The organism is Lysinibacillus capsici, from assembly GCF_020217405.1.
In the GTDB taxonomy this organism is placed as follows: domain Bacteria; phylum Bacillota; class Bacilli; order Bacillales_A; family Planococcaceae; genus Lysinibacillus; species Lysinibacillus capsici.
In genome coordinates this window covers 1,819,534-1,834,256 of the sequence record NZ_CP084108.1, presented here as the reverse complement: position 1 = coordinate 1,834,256, position 14,723 = coordinate 1,819,534, and the positions used below count along the sequence as shown (strand labels likewise).

Genomic DNA, 14,723 nt, shown 5'->3' with positions numbered 1-14,723 from the left:
GAAACACGCACAGAGACATTTTTTGTGCGTGTTTCTTTCATTATATAACTTTTCGAGACGGAATCAGGCTTCCAATTACTGCCCCTATTAACGCTGGCAGTATCCATCCTAAGCCAATATCATAAAAAGGTAGCATCGCAGAATAGTATTTTTCTACTGCGTCCAACACACCTAACTTCGCATCTGGCACACTTTCTACCAGGGCTTTATAGCCATCAATCAGGCTAATGAAAAATGTAAAAATCATCGCTATGGCATACACTGTTTGCTTATTCTTAAAGAAGGATGAGCTTAGAGCAAGCAAGATTAAGACGATCGCTAATGGATATAAGAACATTAAAACTGGAATAGCATATTTGATAATATTGTTTAAACCAAAATTCGCAATCGTAAAGGATACAGCGCACAACAGGAACACAAACCATTTGTAACTGATTTTCGGAAATACCTCATGGAAAAACTCACTACAAGATGTAATTAAGCCGATACTTGTTTTTAAGCACGCTAGCACAATGATGACCGCCAATAAAATAGCTCCAAATGAGCCGAAATAATGATCGGCCACTGCCGCAAAGATTAAACCACCATTATCAAAAGTCCCGACAGCATTAATACTGGAAGCGCCCATATAGGTTATGAGACCATAAATCAGCGTCATTAAAGCCATCGCAAAAATACCTGATGTCCATGTAGCCTTGGCAATTTCCTTACGATCTGTAATCCCTGCACTTTTAATTGCATTAATGACAACAATCCCGAAGGCTAGTGAGGCAAGGGCGTCCATCGTATTATAGCCCTCTTTAAAGCCTGTCATAAAGGCAGCATCCATATATTCACCAATTGGCTGCTGGAAATGGCCCATTGGCTTTGTAATACTTGTAATAATTAAAATAAATAAAACAACTAAAAATGCAGGCGTTAAATATTTACCGATGTAATCCATTATTTTTGCTGGATTTAAAGAAAAATAGTAAACAATGGCAAAAAATATAAAGCTAAATACAGCTAGTAGTAGCGTTGCATGTTGTGCTTGAATATATGGCTCAAACCCTACTACAAAAGGTACAGTTGCTGTACGTGGGATGGCAAAGAATGGGCCGATTGTTAAGTACAGTGCCAATGAAAAAATAATACCAAATATAGGATGAACACGATTGGCTAGATCACGTAAACCATTACTACCTGATAAGCCAATTGCCAAAATTCCGAGGAATGGTAAGCCGATAGCAGTCACTAAAAATCCGATTAATCCAAACCAAAAATTAGTCCCAGCAAATTGACCCATTTGAATAGGAAAAATTAGGTTCCCTGCTCCAAAATACAGTCCAAATAACATGGTACCAATGACTGCGTAAGTTGAAAAAGGTATTTTTTGTTGCATAATTGATGTGCTCCTTAGAAGTTTTAGACTATAGCAAATTATTTTAATCGAATGATTTTTCACTACAATTTCATCATGTTATCAAGCATTTATTATAATTACAATAGTTTTTTCGTTTATCCAGTGAGATTCAACAAAAAAAGAGCTGTCTACTGACAGCCCCTTCTTAGTTTGCAACTGACCATTCAATATGATCTAAAAATTTATAAACATCTTCATACACTTTATCGCGTTCTTTGTCCAATGTAATAATGTGGCCAGAGTTTTCATACCAAATGATTTCTTTGTCGTCTGTTTCCACAGTATTTAAAATAAAAGGTGCGCTTTCTTGATATAGGTCATCATCTAGTGAGCCTTGTAACACAAGAGTTGGTGCTTTGATCGTTGATAATTCTTCACGTGTTTCTGTTGTTAAACGTGTGACGCCGTCCAATGAATCCTTCGGTGAAATACGTAATTCATGTAATTCTGAAATAATTTGATCTTTTGATTTATTTTCAAAGTGTTTATATAAACGAGCATAGTGGTACAAACGTGTAAATAAGCCTTTTGAATTATCACGTGTAATCGGTGCACACATCGCTACACATGCTTTCACTGGGAATGTCTCTGCCACTTTTAATGAAAAGACGCCTCCAAGTGAAATCCCAACAACAGCGATTTCTTCATAGCCTTTCTCTTGTAGGAAGTTATAACCTTCTACTACATCGTTCCACCAATCTTCTGGTTTTGTTTCTAATAATGCTTCTGGTTCTACGCCATGGCCACTATAGATAGGTGCATGCACAGTATAACCTCGTTGAGATAAAAATTCTCCTAGCTTTTTCACATCTTTTGTGCTACCTGTGAACCCATGCAGTAATAGTACGGCTTTATTGCCTCCCTCAATTGTTAGAGGTTGCGGCTTTGTTAACTTCATTTTATGATATCCCCTTCACGGAAATTGATAATTGTGTATTTTATGTGTCTATCTTACCACCCTTTATTCATAATGTACAATTTATAGTTTTTATCAAATCAATGTGTATTGTGCATGAATGATGTCAACTTAACGGCTGTACTATCACACTTTCTGCTACTTAACTTTTTCATTCTGCTAAATAATTGCAGCGTCCTTTTAAAAATATTTTGCTCCCTATACTTCCCGTCTGTTTCCCGTTATAATGCAGATAACTCAAAGTTCACAAGAAAAGAGGTGAAAAAAATGGAGTGGCAACAATTAGAATATTTTGTAACCGTTGCAAAGTTAGAGCATATGACACGGGCTGCCGAAGCATTAGCGATTTCACAGCCAGCACTTAGTCGTTCAATTTCAAAGCTGGAGGAAGAATTAGGTGTACCGCTTTTCGACAGACAAGGGCGCTCGATTATGCTAAACCGATATGGAGAGCTATTTTTATATCGTGTCCAGCGCATGCGTAAGGAATATGAAAAGGCTGTTTTAGAATTACAGGAACTTAATAATCCAGAACTCGGAGATGTATCACTCGGTTTTTTACATACACTTGGAACGAGTATTGTACCCGACTTGATTCGTGCCTTCCGTCAAAAACATCCCCATATTCGTTTTCATTTCACACAAAACTACTCCCATTCACAGTTAAAACAATTACTGGCGGGTGAGTTAGACTTGTGCCTACTAGCTGCGATCGATACAGAGCCGCCAGTTTGTTGGAAGGAATTATGGCGAGATGAGCTCTTTATAATGGTCCCAATTGATCATCCATTAGCCCATCGTAAAAGCATTAAAATGAAAGAATTGGAGCATGAAAGTTTTGTCTTAATGAAAAAGGGCTATGCATTACGTCGCTCAGCTGATCGCTTATTAAATGCTGCGGGCATTAAGCCTAAAATTTCTTATGAAGGTGATGAAGTATCGACAATCGCTGGATTTGTTGGTGCGGGGCTTGGCGTTTCCTTACTACCCGATGATGAGGATTTAAACCCGAAAAAAATCGTTAAAATCCATGTTGAAGATATGGTATGTGAACGAATTATTGGCATGGCTTGGATCGAAAATCGTTATTTATCGCCATCTGCACGTCAGTTTAAACAATTTGTCTTCGATTTTTATGACAAAAAATAGAAAGAGCGAGTAACACCATCATCTAGATGTCCATGTTACTCGCTTTATTTTTTAAAAGGCACTGTTTCACCATACTAGGGAGGTAATAATTTGAATTTATTACTTAATACATTAGGTTTCTTTGTATTTTTATTTACCTTGATCGTATTGTTCATTTTTGTAATCAAATTAATGATTTTCTTTTTTAAACAGAAAAACTTCCCTAAAAAAACATTAACAGCACTATTGACAGGTATAGTCCTGTTTTTGGGAATATTGATAGATATCCAATATTTTTTTACGTTTAGTACTTTAGATAAAAAAAATACGCAAAAGGTGCCCGAATCTGTCTCATCTCCTACAGGGGAATATACAGCGCACGCTTATTATGAACCATATGGTGGTGCAGGTCCAAGTGGTGGTGTTCATGTATGGATAGAAATTTTAAATAATAAAGCTCACACAAACAAAATCGTCTATTATGCAGAGGCTAAAAGTCAATTCTCGATGAAATGGCTAGACGAAGAAAAATTATCCATTGTTAATAAAGAGCCTAATTATACCAATTCAAATAGAAGTATAGTATTACGTATTGATAAAGAGATTTATCATGAAAATGGCTTGGCTTGTCAAAGTTTGTTGATGAAAGATGAATATGAAAAGTGTTATCAAAATTAAAACGGTTAAGTTACTGTGCTGAATCATTATTGTTGAAACGACTGATTTGGAGTACTACTCAAACAGCTTCATGCATTTGTTAACAATAAAAAATCAGGCTTTGCTCGCCTGATTTTTTACTGTTCATTTACTTATAATTAAAGTAATTTAACCTGATAGGAAAAAATATCATTTGTATCGCCTTTCATGGCAAATACGCCCTGTTCGACGAGCGTCAGTAAGCGATACTCTACAAAATCATTTCCTACATAATGGACAAAAGTTTCAAATATCTGTGCCAAAATATGCGTAGGCATTAGCCACTCTTCATTTTGCTGTAAATGCAATTTTTTTGCACTGGCGATAATGTATGCATCCATTGCATCTTCCTCTACATGCAATAGTTCACTTTTCCATAACCGCAATGTACTTGGCTGTTCTTTGATGTTTTCCCATTCCTTAGCGAGTTGCTGACATTCTTGCACAGAGAATCGCTTCGCACTAGGGCGTAGCTTCATGAGCATTTCCGAGGAAAGCTCGCCTGTATGGCGAATATCTAGATTGGGGTGGATACTCTTCAGATTCTCCGTTGCATCAATACCATACACCATACTGCATTTATGAATTAACTCACTCATCACATAGCGCAGTCCTATCTGTTCATGTGTGTTGTGACTATACCAAATCCACACATCCACATCACAAGGTAAATTAGCGATTTTTTTCCTCCAGTTTTCATACATCTCATCATACAATTGCTGGTCATCATCATCTAAAATATGCGTGGCTAACCAAGTTTTACGGTCTTCAAAGTTTTGAAGAGGTCCAATTGAGAGATCATCATGGACACTTAGAACTGATTCATTTCGCTGCAAACGATGTTGACGTATTGCAAGTTTCATAGAACCCTGCGTTGCTAAGCTAAAGGTAATATGTAAAATAGCCATGTCCATTCCTCCCTACTGTTTGCTGATGGCAATCTGTATCCCGATAAATGTGAATAGAATACCTTGAACTGTATTTAGTCGTTTAGCAATCGCAGGTTTACCAATAATGACTTGTCTAACTTTCCCTGCAAATATACTAAACAATGAAAATAATACAAGCGCTTGTATTAAAAATACAATACCCAAAATAAGCATTTGAAACGCCACATGTCCTTGCGATGGATTAACAAACTGTGGTAACAGCGCTAGGAAAAATAACGATACTTTAGGATTTAAAATATTCATTAATATTCCCTTTTTATATAATTCAATATAAGCTTGCGTATTTTGCTGTTGCAACGTAAAAGGGTCTCCTTTAGCACGAAATGATTGCCAAGCTAGATATAATAAATACGCTGCTCCTGCAAATTTGACGATGGTAAAAATAATGGTCGATTGATAAATTATCGCAGAAATACCAAGTACTGCTGCACTAATATGAACAAGTAGTCCTGTACACAATCCAAGTGATGTGGCAATACCCGCTTTTTTATCTTGTGTAATACTTTGGGCAAGCACAAATAGATTATCGGGCCCTGGCATAATGGTTAAAATCATCGCAGCCCCTAAAAACGCAAATAACGTTGAAATGTCCAAAACTTTCCCTTCCTTCAACTTCTTTTAAAAAACTATATACATTATACTACATGACGTTGTTCTCACTAGATGTAAGTTTATGACTTTATCCAAAACTTTTTTAAAATTTTGGTTTCACAATTTATGCTCGCTCAAGCGATACTTTTCTTCCCTAATCCATTATAATAGTAGAAACTCATGATAAAACAGATAACTTCCATAAGAGGTGATTGATAATGGCAGTAAGTGATATTGTCACGCAATATGAGGATGAGCATGGACAGGTTTACTATAAAATGAAATCCCATGACATTGAGGTAAAGGCCACACAAAACGCAGGCTTAGCACCTGTCATCACGTATTGGATGGCTGACAAAGAGATTACAGATTCCATTCGAAATTTACGCTTCAGTCCACGTGCCCCATCTAGCTATATACAAGATTACGAAGAATTTCAAGCAATGCTTTATGCGAAAGAGCAACGGGCCATTAACCAGCTGTATGAACAAATGAGCATTAAACCCAAAAATATGTCTTCGGGGAAACAATTCATTTGGAGTTTCTTTGTCATTGTACTGGCTATGCTTCCCCTTTTCATTGCGATTTGGTGGTTTAAATAATTGAATAAGCGACCTCTTTAGCGTTTTAGCGCATCCCTTTCTTAATTTATCAAAACTTTCAAGTAATTTACCCATTCAGCTTGACAGACTTATAGAAGTAGTGCATCCTTTAGTCAATAGATGAGAAAACGAACGAAGACCAGTAGTTAGCCACTGCTTGAAAAGAGAGCGATGCCCATCGGCTGGAAGGCATTGTACAAGAAAGACTAATGAAACCTACTTCGTGAAACGTCCTAGCCAAACTAGGCGCAGTCTCGAGCGTTATGAGAAAAGTGGAATGTCGCATGATATTCAATGTAGGTGGTACCACGGAAGGCAAGTCTTTTCGTCCTAATTTTTAGGATGAAAAGGCTTTTTTTATCTTGATTTAGCAATGATGGAGGTAGTGAGATGGAGAGAAAAAGAATTGTTGTTAAGATTGGTAGTAGCTCTTTAACGAATGCGAAGGGTGAAATCGATAAAGTTCGCTTAATGGACCATGTGCAGGCAATCGCCGAGTTGAAGAAATTGGGACATGAAGTGTTGCTTGTCTCGTCAGGTGCTGTAGCGGCGGGTTTTAAACAACTTGGCTACCCTGCTCGCCCTGTGACAGTGAAAGGAAAGCAGGCAGCTGCTGCTGTAGGACAGAGCCTACTTATTCAAACGTACAGTGCTTTGTTTAGTATTTACGATATCGTGCCTGCACAGATATTATTGACACGAACAGATTTTTCTAAAAAAGAATGCTATAAAAATGCCTATGCGACTTTCGAGGAATTGTTAGAACGATCCATGCTACCGATTATTAATGAGAACGATACAGTGTCTATTAGTGAATTAACCTTTGGAGATAACGATATGCTTTCAGCACTCGTCAGTGGACTTGTCCACGCGGATCAGCTCATCATTCTAACAGATATCAATGGCCTTTATAATGCCAATCCCAATAAAAACCCACAGGCAGAGCGCATTGATCGATTAGCTGCTATTACAGATGACCTGCTAAGCTTTGCGGATGGTACAGGTTCAAAGGTTGGCACAGGTGGCATGGCCTCTAAGCTTCTGGCTGCACGAACAGCGTTACGTGCAGGGGTGAAGGTATTTATCGGTACAGGTCATGGCGCACAGAAGCTCGTCGATATTTTAGCAGGGCATGGTGATGGCACTTATGTGGAGCATGATGAGCTTGCTGTATTAACAAATCATAAACAGTGGATTGCACTAACGGAAATTTCTGGTAAAATTTTTATAGATAGTGGTGCTGAACAGGCTTTAATGAATAATGGGAAAAGTCTATTACCTGCTGGCGTCTATCGTGTAGAAGGGGATTTCGTAAAAGGTGATGTTGTAGAAGTCTATAGTGAAAAGGACTTACTAGGACGTGGCGAAGTGCTGTACTCTTCTCAAGAGCTTATCTCTGCCATGGGAAAACGGACTGATACATTGCTGAAAAGCCCTATTGAGGTAATTCACAGAGATAAATGGCTGAAAATTCAAACGAATTAAGGAGGAATGACAAATGACAAGTGAAATTCAAGAAAAAGGACAACGCGCAAAAGCCGCAAGCTACATGTTAAATATTAAAACGACCTGCGAGAAAAATGAGGCACTGAAAAAAATTGCAGAACAGCTATTAATCGATCGACATGACATTATGGCTGAAAATGCAAAGGATTTGGCACAGGGTGAGCAGCAAGGTATACCTGCATCTACGTTAGATCGCATCATGCTCAATGAAGAACGGATTGCGGCAATGGCCGATGCCATTCATTTACTCGTCTCCTTAAACGATCCAGTAGGTACAATTGTTGAACGTATTGAAAAAGACAATGGGCTTCGCATTGAAAAACGAATTGTGCCACTTGGTGTTATTGGTATGATCTATGAAGCTCGACCAAATGTCACAATCGATGCAGCAACACTCTCTCTAAAAACAGGCAATGCCGTTATTTTGCGCGGAAGCTCTACTGCCAAGTTTTCTAATATGGCTCTTGTCGCAAGTATTCATCGCGCGCTTGCTAAAACATCTATCCCTACCGATGCTGTTCAATTAATTGAAGATACAAGCCGCGAAACAGCCAAAGAACTATTCCATTTAAAAGAGTACTTAGATGTGCTGATTCCACGCGGTGGCAAAGCCCTGATTGATTTAGTTGTCAATGAAGCGACTGTTCCTGTACTGGAAACAGGTGCAGGCAACTGCCACATTTACGTGGATCAAATGGCGGATTACATAAAAGCAGAAAAAATCTGTCTGAATGCTAAAACACAGCGTCCTTCTGTTTGTAATGCAGCAGAAAGCTTACTCATTCACCCTACTTGGTTTAAAGAACATGGCGTCCAGCTTTTAACGTCTCTTCATCATGCAGGTGTAACCATCATCGGGGATGAGCAAGTATGTCAGCAGTTTGAAGCTGCCCTTCCAGCTACGGCGGATGATTATGCGACAGAGTACCTTGATTTAAAAATAAGCGTTAAATTAGTGGAAAATGTCTATGAAGCGATTGAGCATATTCAATACTTTGGCACAAATCATTCTGAGGCCATCATTACAGAAGATCAATTAACCGCCGAGACGTTCTTAAACAATGTCGATGCAGCAGCAGTGTATCATAATGCCTCCACCCGCTTCACAGACGGCTTTGAATTTGGCTATGGTGCAGAAATCGGTATTAGTACGCAAAAGCTACATGCCCGTGGACCAATGGGCTTGCCCGCACTAACATCAACAAAATATGTTATTCATGGCAACGGCCAAATTCGTGAATAGTTCTTATAGTTTCATAAAATAATAGAAGGAAGGTTTCGTATGAACATCTCAGCAATCATTAAACTAACAGTCTCCATGGCACTGTTTGGTTCCATCGGCTTTTTTACCGTTCACACTGGTGTTCCCGCTACAGAGCTTGTCTTTGTTAGATGCATTTGCGCAACCCTCTTTCTAGGTGGTATGTGGCTCATTACGGGTGGACATAAAACAGAGGTATGGGATAAGAAAGAAATTTTTCAAACGCTTATTTGCGGTGTCTTTATTGTATTAAATTGGGTATTTTTATTTAAAGCCTTTGAGGAAATGTCCATTTCGATTGCCATTTCCATCTATAATTTAGCCCCTATATTTGTGTTAATTTTAGGCGCTATCTTTTTGAAGGAAAAAATGACCATTCAGGCACTTGTCGCAACAATCACTTGCTTTATCGGTAGTATTTTTATCATCGGTCTCAATAATTTTGTATCGTTCTCAGAATTTATGCAATCTGGCTTTATCTGGGCATTACTGTCAGCGGTATTTTATGCTCTTACGATGCTAACAAGCAAAACCATCACGAAGCTTAGCTCGTATGCGTTAACCTATATTCAAACAACAGTTGGAATCGTGATACTACTGCCTTTTATCGACTTCTCGCTGTTCGATGGATTAACGTCAACCAATTGGTTTTATATACTCGGCACAGGCTTTATTCATACAGGATTTGTGTACTATTTATTTTTTGATAGTATTCGTAGCCTGTCTACGATTCTTGTCTCCGTATTGGTTTTTGTCGACCCTGTTGTCGCCATTTTGCTGGATATGCTATTGCTTGATTTTATGCCAAGCTTTACGCAAACGATGGGGATCCTTCTCATTTTCGCTGGTATTTTTTATACGATTTATGTTCCAAAGAAAAAGCGACTACCACAGGAGGTCTCATAATGGGCAAGCTCTTCACAATTGGAGAATTATTAATTGACTTTACACCAACACAGCAGCACGGCTCCCTAGCCAACATTGAGCATTTTACTAAACATGCAGGAGGGGCACCTGCCAATGTAGCCACAGTCTGTGCAAAGCTAGGACAGCAGGCGGCCCTCCTCACACAAGTAGGTCAGGATGCCTTTGGTGACTTCCTAATCAAAACGTTGCAGCAAGCAGGTGTAGATACACAGTTTATTCGTCAAACAACGGATGGCGAAACAAGTCTTGCCTTTGTTTCATTAAATGAACTTGGCGATCGAGATTTTCAGTTTTATCGCCGACATGCTGCAGATCTCTTATACAAACAGGAATACCTCCCCTCGCAGCTATTAACAGCGCACGATATCGTTCACTTTTGCTCTGTTAATCTTGTAGAGAGTCCTATGATACAAGCACATCTTGCCCTTATTGAACAGGCACATCAAGCAGGGAGCCTTATATCCTTTGATCCGAATGTGCGCCTTCCTTTATGGCAGGATAAGACGGCGTGTTGTGAAACCATTTTAGCCTTTTTACCAAAAGCCCATATTGTCAAGCTTTCAGAGGAAGAACTGTTGTTTTTAACTACTCTAGAAGATGAACAGGAAGCTGTTCAAACGTTATTCAAGGGATATGTAGAAGTTATCATCATTACACATGGTGCTGCTGGGGCTACCCTATATACGAAAAAGCATCATGTGAAGGCTCCTGCTAATGAGGTACAAACCGTTGATACAACCGGGGCTGGGGATGCTTTTATCGGCGCGATTTTAAGTCAATTTCTTCATCATCAACTAACAGTAGCTCAAGTGGTAGCTCATTGTGAACAGTATGCGATGTCTCTGCTTTCTTTTGCAAACGGATATGCAGGCATTTCAACAACAAAGCATGGGGCGATTCCATCCTATCCTGTACTTTCATTAGATATGCATTTAGGATAAATCGAAACTTTTTATCCTTATTGTTCGTATGTACTAGTGACAGGTCATTAAAGGAGGGCTTATATGGAATCGATGACAAAAAAACGCACAGCTGCATTTTTAATCGATACAGCTGTTTCAACAGCTGTCACGTTGGGGGTTGAATACTTCCTACGAAAAAAAGTAAAAAACGAGGCTGTTCATGCACTTGTTACGCCAACTGTAGTATTGTGGGCACTAGAATATGCACAACTCCGTAAAAACGGACAAACGATTGGCTACAAAGCAATGGGATTGACACTCGAAAATGAAGATGGTCGTCCATTATCAGAAGGTCAAATTATTAAACGCATGGCATATCGAGACACTATCAGTACGTTCGATTATCTAAAAGATCGCCAAGCCTTCGAGCAACAGCAGGGGCAACGTCTTCCTCATGATTGCTTTGCAGGTACGGTTGTAAAGCAAAAATAAAGGAAAGCTGCCTTATGTTTAGGCAGCTTTCTTAAATTGGCGCATTTTGCTAAAGTGATAATCCGACTGAACCATTATAGAAGGTAGCATGGCATTATCCTTCAATATAAGCCTCTTTCGAGAAGTACGCTAATCTTTGGAAATAAACTGCTGTAGATCATTCGATAAAATCGCGTTTTCTGACGGAAACCAAAAATAAGTAGTACCATCAAATTGTATGCCATATTGAAAAGCAATGGCATCGTCTGTATAAAAGAGTACATCATAACGGTTCGTATCTCCATTTGGCTCAAAGGATGGGGCTAGTTTACTATTGGTTAAAATCGCCTTTATAGCTTCCATGTCAGACTGGTCTGTAAAGCTAGCCGTTTTCTGATTGCCTTCTTCCATAGATGTGTAAAATTCTATTTTCTTCACTTCTTGTAATGGAACCTGATCAAAATTCCGTCGCAGCGGAGCTTCATCTCTTATCATATAAATTCGATAGCCATTAATAACCGACTGATCCTCTACCGCAATGGCATCGTCAAGACCCTTTATCGCATAAAGCTTTGTCCCCTTCTCATGGAAAGCTGCATCGCCATCCTTAAAACGATAAGAAGCTCTTTTGATATGATCAGCCACTTTAAAATCAACTTCTCCTATTTCCTTATCAATGAATGAACGATCGGCTAACGCGACTTCATATACAGCTTCATATTGCTTACCATCCCATTTGATTAAATCAACCCATTCGATGATGACTTGACTACCGCAAGCAGTCAGTAACAACAAACACATGATACAAAGGCATATCCATTTCTTCAACAACATCCCCCCCTTTTAAGCAGTAGACCCAAGCAACGATTAAAAAGTTACAAAGTATGACGCTAAGTCTGGCATGTTCTATAATCGTGTGAATTTTGTCTGCTACCAGTATTTCTTCATTAAAATATGGGGGATGCCACAATCCATAAATTCTTCGCCTTCACGCTGATAGCCTAATTTTTCATAAAAGCCTTCTGCATAGGACTGAGCATTTAATTTTGCTTTTGTTAGCCCTTTATCTCGAGCAATTTGCTCTAAGCCCACAATAACTTCCTTACCAAGGCCATATTTGCGGTATTCTTCTAATATACAAATACGCTCCAATTTGCCATAGTCCTCTACAACACGAAGTCTCCCTGTTCCAACGGGTTGCTCATTGTAATACACCAAAATATGATCGCATGGAGCATCCAGTGTATCAAATTCATCATATTCTTCTTCCTCAGGGACTTGCTGCTCTTCAATAAAAACGCTTCGTCTAAAATCAAACGCTGTTTGTAATTCTGCTTCAGTTGTCACTTTTTTTATAGTCATTACTATTCCTCCTAGTTTCTCCTGCCCTATCATCTTCTCTAGGTGCAATTTCACTTTGAAGATGATAGTATTAGTATAGAATAATTTTTATTGCAATTACAACAAAAATCTCAGGAGGATCGCACATGAAAGAAATCTTACGTGAAATAGGTGCCATTGCACGGGCATTAGACTCAATAAGCAATATTGAATTCAAGGAATTGGATTTGACAAAGGGGCAATATTTATATGTCATCCGTATTTGTGAACATCCAGGTATTATTCAAGAGAAAGTCGCAGAGCTATTGAAGGTAGACCGTACAACGGCTTCACGAGCTATTCAAAAATTGGAGACCAAAGGCTTTATTGAAAAACGAATTGAACAAGGGAATAAGAAAAATAAATTACTTTTTCCTACAGCTAAAAGCATGGACATCTACCCTTTTTTAAAACGGGAGGGCGAATATTCCAATGCTCGTGCGCTTGAGGGGTTTTCTAATGAGGAGATTAACTGCATTCACAGTCTTCTAACACGTGTGTTGCATAACATCGAAATTGACTGGGAAGAGGTGAAGAAAGGGCATAAACGACAGTATTAAAGGCGATTCCTCGTGTTTTTCGCACATTTGGAATCGCCTTAGGCTAGACATTGGCTGCAAATACTCGTTTTAATACAGCAACCATAAAATCAAAGTCCTCGTCTGTACAGCACAGCGGTGGACTTAACGTAATGATATTATTGAAGCCTTCAACTGTATCACCATTTCTTCCAATAATTAAGCCATTTGCTTGACAATCAGCCATGATTTTCGCGATTAGCTCAGGCTTAGCAGGTGTTTGAGATTGTTTATCTTCGACCAGCTCGATGCCAATGAGTAACCCAAGCCCACGAATATCGCCAACGAAAGGCAGCTCTAATAGGTCTTGCAAATCATGTAGGAATTGAATACCCAAATCTCTTGCTCGCTGCACAAGTCCTTCCTCCTCCATGATTTTTATATTTTCTAAGGCCACTGCACAAGCTGCTGGATTGCCCCCAAACGTATTGATATGGCGAAAATGACTATAGCCGTCCGTCTCTTTAAATTTTTCATAAATGTCTTTCCGTATAGCTGTAATGGATAGTGGTAGGTAGGCACTCGTTAATCCTTTCGCCATGGTAATGACATCTGGTCGAATATCAAAATGCTGATGGCCAAATAGCTTACCTGTCCGTCCGAAGCCACAAATGACTTCATCCATGATGAGTAATACTCCATGCTTTCTACAAATGCGCTCGACTTCTTTGACATAAGTTGGATGTGGAATAAGCACTCCACCACCCGTGATGAGTGGCTCCATAATGACAGCCGCAATGGTTTCTTTTTGCTCCCAAATAATTTTTTCTTCCATTTCTCGGGCAAGTGCTAGACTGTATGCCTCAATTGACTGCCCTTTTGGACGACGATAGTGATCAGGTGGAGCAACATGTAAGAAGCCCGGTGTCAGCGGCTCGTACTTAAATTTACGTAATGCCTGACCTGTAGCTGCTAATGCCCCAAGTGAACTGCCATGATAGCCCCGATAACGAGCAATGATTTTGTAGCGGTTCCCTTCCCCATTTTGTTGATGGTATTGACGTATTAACTTAAACGCTACTTCATTCGCATCTGAGCCACTAGTGGAATAAAACATCATATAGTCATCATCAAGTAAGCTGTTTATTTTTTCAGCGAGCCTGATGGCAGGTTCATGGCTTTGTGTTAAAGGAGCATAGCAAAGCTTTTTTAGCTGCTCATACGCAACCCTAGCAAGACGCTCACGCCCATACCCTACATTCACTGCCCATAAGCCTGACATGCCATCTAAAAAGCGATTGCCTAAACTATCTGTAATCCATGCCCCTTCTCCCTGCTCAATAATGGGAGGTGCTTTGTCGTTATAGATAGACATGTGATGCCAAATGTTTTCATGATCTTTTTGCTGTAAAGTATGTGTAAACTGATCGTTTCGCTCCATATCATGACCTCCAATCGTGTATCATCGGTGTC

At 39.2% G+C, this 14,723-nt stretch carries 16 protein-coding genes; 9 read left to right on the top strand and 7 right to left on the bottom strand.

Annotated elements, in window-relative coordinates; all coding sequences use genetic code 11:
- Nucleotides 1–40: 40 nt before the first annotated feature.
- Together brnQ and LCP48_RS08690 are read right to left on the bottom strand one after the other, a co-directional pair.
- Entirely contained in the window at nt 41–1,381 is a 1,341-nt protein-coding gene (gene brnQ, locus LCP48_RS08695; protein ID WP_216485547.1) for a branched-chain amino acid transport system II carrier protein, read from the bottom strand.
- A 166-nt stretch (nt 1,382–1,547) separates the two neighbouring features.
- Nucleotides 1,548–2,300, bottom strand: a complete 753-nt coding sequence (locus LCP48_RS08690) for an alpha/beta hydrolase (RefSeq protein WP_004229542.1) — start codon at nt 2,298–2,300, stop codon at nt 1,548–1,550.
- Nucleotides 2,301–2,585: 285 nt separating this feature from the next.
- Between LCP48_RS08690 and LCP48_RS08685 the strand changes: the two genes are divergently transcribed.
- Nucleotides 2,586–3,467: a LysR family transcriptional regulator gene (locus LCP48_RS08685; RefSeq protein ID WP_004229545.1), complete on the top strand. Its 882-nt coding sequence runs from the start codon at nt 2,586–2,588 to the stop codon at nt 3,465–3,467.
- Nucleotides 3,468–3,557: 90 nt separating this feature from the next.
- Nucleotides 3,558–4,124 carry a DUF5412 family protein gene (locus tag LCP48_RS08680; RefSeq protein WP_004229548.1) on the top strand — a complete coding sequence of 189 codons (567 nt, stop codon included), beginning with the start codon at nt 3,558–3,560 and terminating at the stop codon, nt 4,122–4,124.
- Between the two features lie 137 nt (nt 4,125–4,261).
- On the opposite strand, the gene LCP48_RS08675 is transcribed toward LCP48_RS08680, so the two are convergent.
- Nucleotides 4,262–5,050, bottom strand: a complete 789-nt coding sequence (locus tag LCP48_RS08675) for a DUF1835 domain-containing protein (RefSeq protein WP_004229549.1) — start codon at nt 5,048–5,050, stop codon at nt 4,262–4,264.
- Nucleotides 5,051–5,062: 12 nt separating this feature from the next.
- Entirely contained in the window at nt 5,063–5,686 is a 624-nt protein-coding gene (locus LCP48_RS08670; protein WP_009374224.1) for a LysE family translocator, read from the bottom strand.
- A 215-nt stretch (nt 5,687–5,901) separates the two neighbouring features.
- On the opposite strand from LCP48_RS08670, the gene LCP48_RS08665 reads away from it, so the two are divergent.
- From LCP48_RS08665 to LCP48_RS08640, 6 genes are all read left to right on the top strand, one after another.
- Nucleotides 5,902–6,285 carry a sodium:proton antiporter gene (locus tag LCP48_RS08665; RefSeq protein WP_216485549.1) on the top strand — a complete coding sequence of 128 codons (384 nt, stop codon included), beginning with the start codon at nt 5,902–5,904 and terminating at the stop codon, nt 6,283–6,285.
- Nucleotides 6,286–6,675: 390 nt separating this feature from the next.
- Nucleotides 6,676–7,770, top strand: a complete 1,095-nt coding sequence (proB, locus tag LCP48_RS08660) for a glutamate 5-kinase (protein ID WP_202341789.1) — start codon at nt 6,676–6,678, stop codon at nt 7,768–7,770.
- Nucleotides 7,771–7,783: 13 nt separating this feature from the next.
- Entirely contained in the window at nt 7,784–9,034 is a 1,251-nt protein-coding gene (locus tag LCP48_RS08655) for a glutamate-5-semialdehyde dehydrogenase (protein WP_216485550.1), read from the top strand.
- Between the two features lie 39 nt (nt 9,035–9,073).
- Nucleotides 9,074–9,958: a DMT family transporter gene (locus tag LCP48_RS08650; RefSeq protein WP_004229564.1), complete on the top strand. Its 885-nt coding sequence runs from the start codon at nt 9,074–9,076 to the stop codon at nt 9,956–9,958.
- Nucleotides 9,958–10,920, top strand: coding sequence for a carbohydrate kinase family protein (locus tag LCP48_RS08645; protein WP_216485551.1), 963 nt, complete (start codon nt 9,958–9,960; stop codon nt 10,918–10,920). Before LCP48_RS08650 ends, LCP48_RS08645 begins: the two co-directional genes overlap by 1 nt.
- Nucleotides 10,921–10,983: 63 nt before the next feature.
- On the top strand, nt 10,984–11,373 hold the full coding sequence (locus tag LCP48_RS08640) for an RDD family protein (RefSeq protein ID WP_216485552.1): 390 nt from the start codon (nt 10,984–10,986) through the stop codon (nt 11,371–11,373).
- Between the two features lie 129 nt (nt 11,374–11,502).
- On the opposite strand, the gene LCP48_RS08635 is transcribed toward LCP48_RS08640, so the two are convergent.
- Together LCP48_RS08635 and LCP48_RS08630 are read right to left on the bottom strand one after the other, a co-directional pair.
- The gene (locus LCP48_RS08635) at nt 11,503–12,186 is read right to left on the bottom strand and encodes a hypothetical protein (RefSeq protein ID WP_225340862.1); all 684 of its coding nucleotides are present in this window, start codon (nt 12,184–12,186) and stop codon (nt 11,503–11,505) included.
- Between the two features lie 96 nt (nt 12,187–12,282).
- Nucleotides 12,283–12,714, bottom strand: coding sequence for a GNAT family N-acetyltransferase (locus tag LCP48_RS08630; protein ID WP_004229573.1), 432 nt, complete (start codon nt 12,712–12,714; stop codon nt 12,283–12,285).
- Between the two features lie 125 nt (nt 12,715–12,839).
- Here LCP48_RS08630 and LCP48_RS08625 point away from each other — a divergent pair, with 125 nt between their 5' ends.
- A complete protein-coding gene (locus tag LCP48_RS08625; RefSeq protein ID WP_004229576.1) occupies nt 12,840–13,292 on the top strand; it encodes a MarR family winged helix-turn-helix transcriptional regulator in 453 nt (150 codons plus the stop codon).
- A 43-nt stretch (nt 13,293–13,335) separates the two neighbouring features.
- On the opposite strand, the gene LCP48_RS08620 is transcribed toward LCP48_RS08625, so the two are convergent.
- Entirely contained in the window at nt 13,336–14,691 is a 1,356-nt protein-coding gene (locus tag LCP48_RS08620) for an aspartate aminotransferase family protein (protein ID WP_112117777.1), read from the bottom strand.
- Nucleotides 14,692–14,723 lie beyond the last annotated feature (32 nt).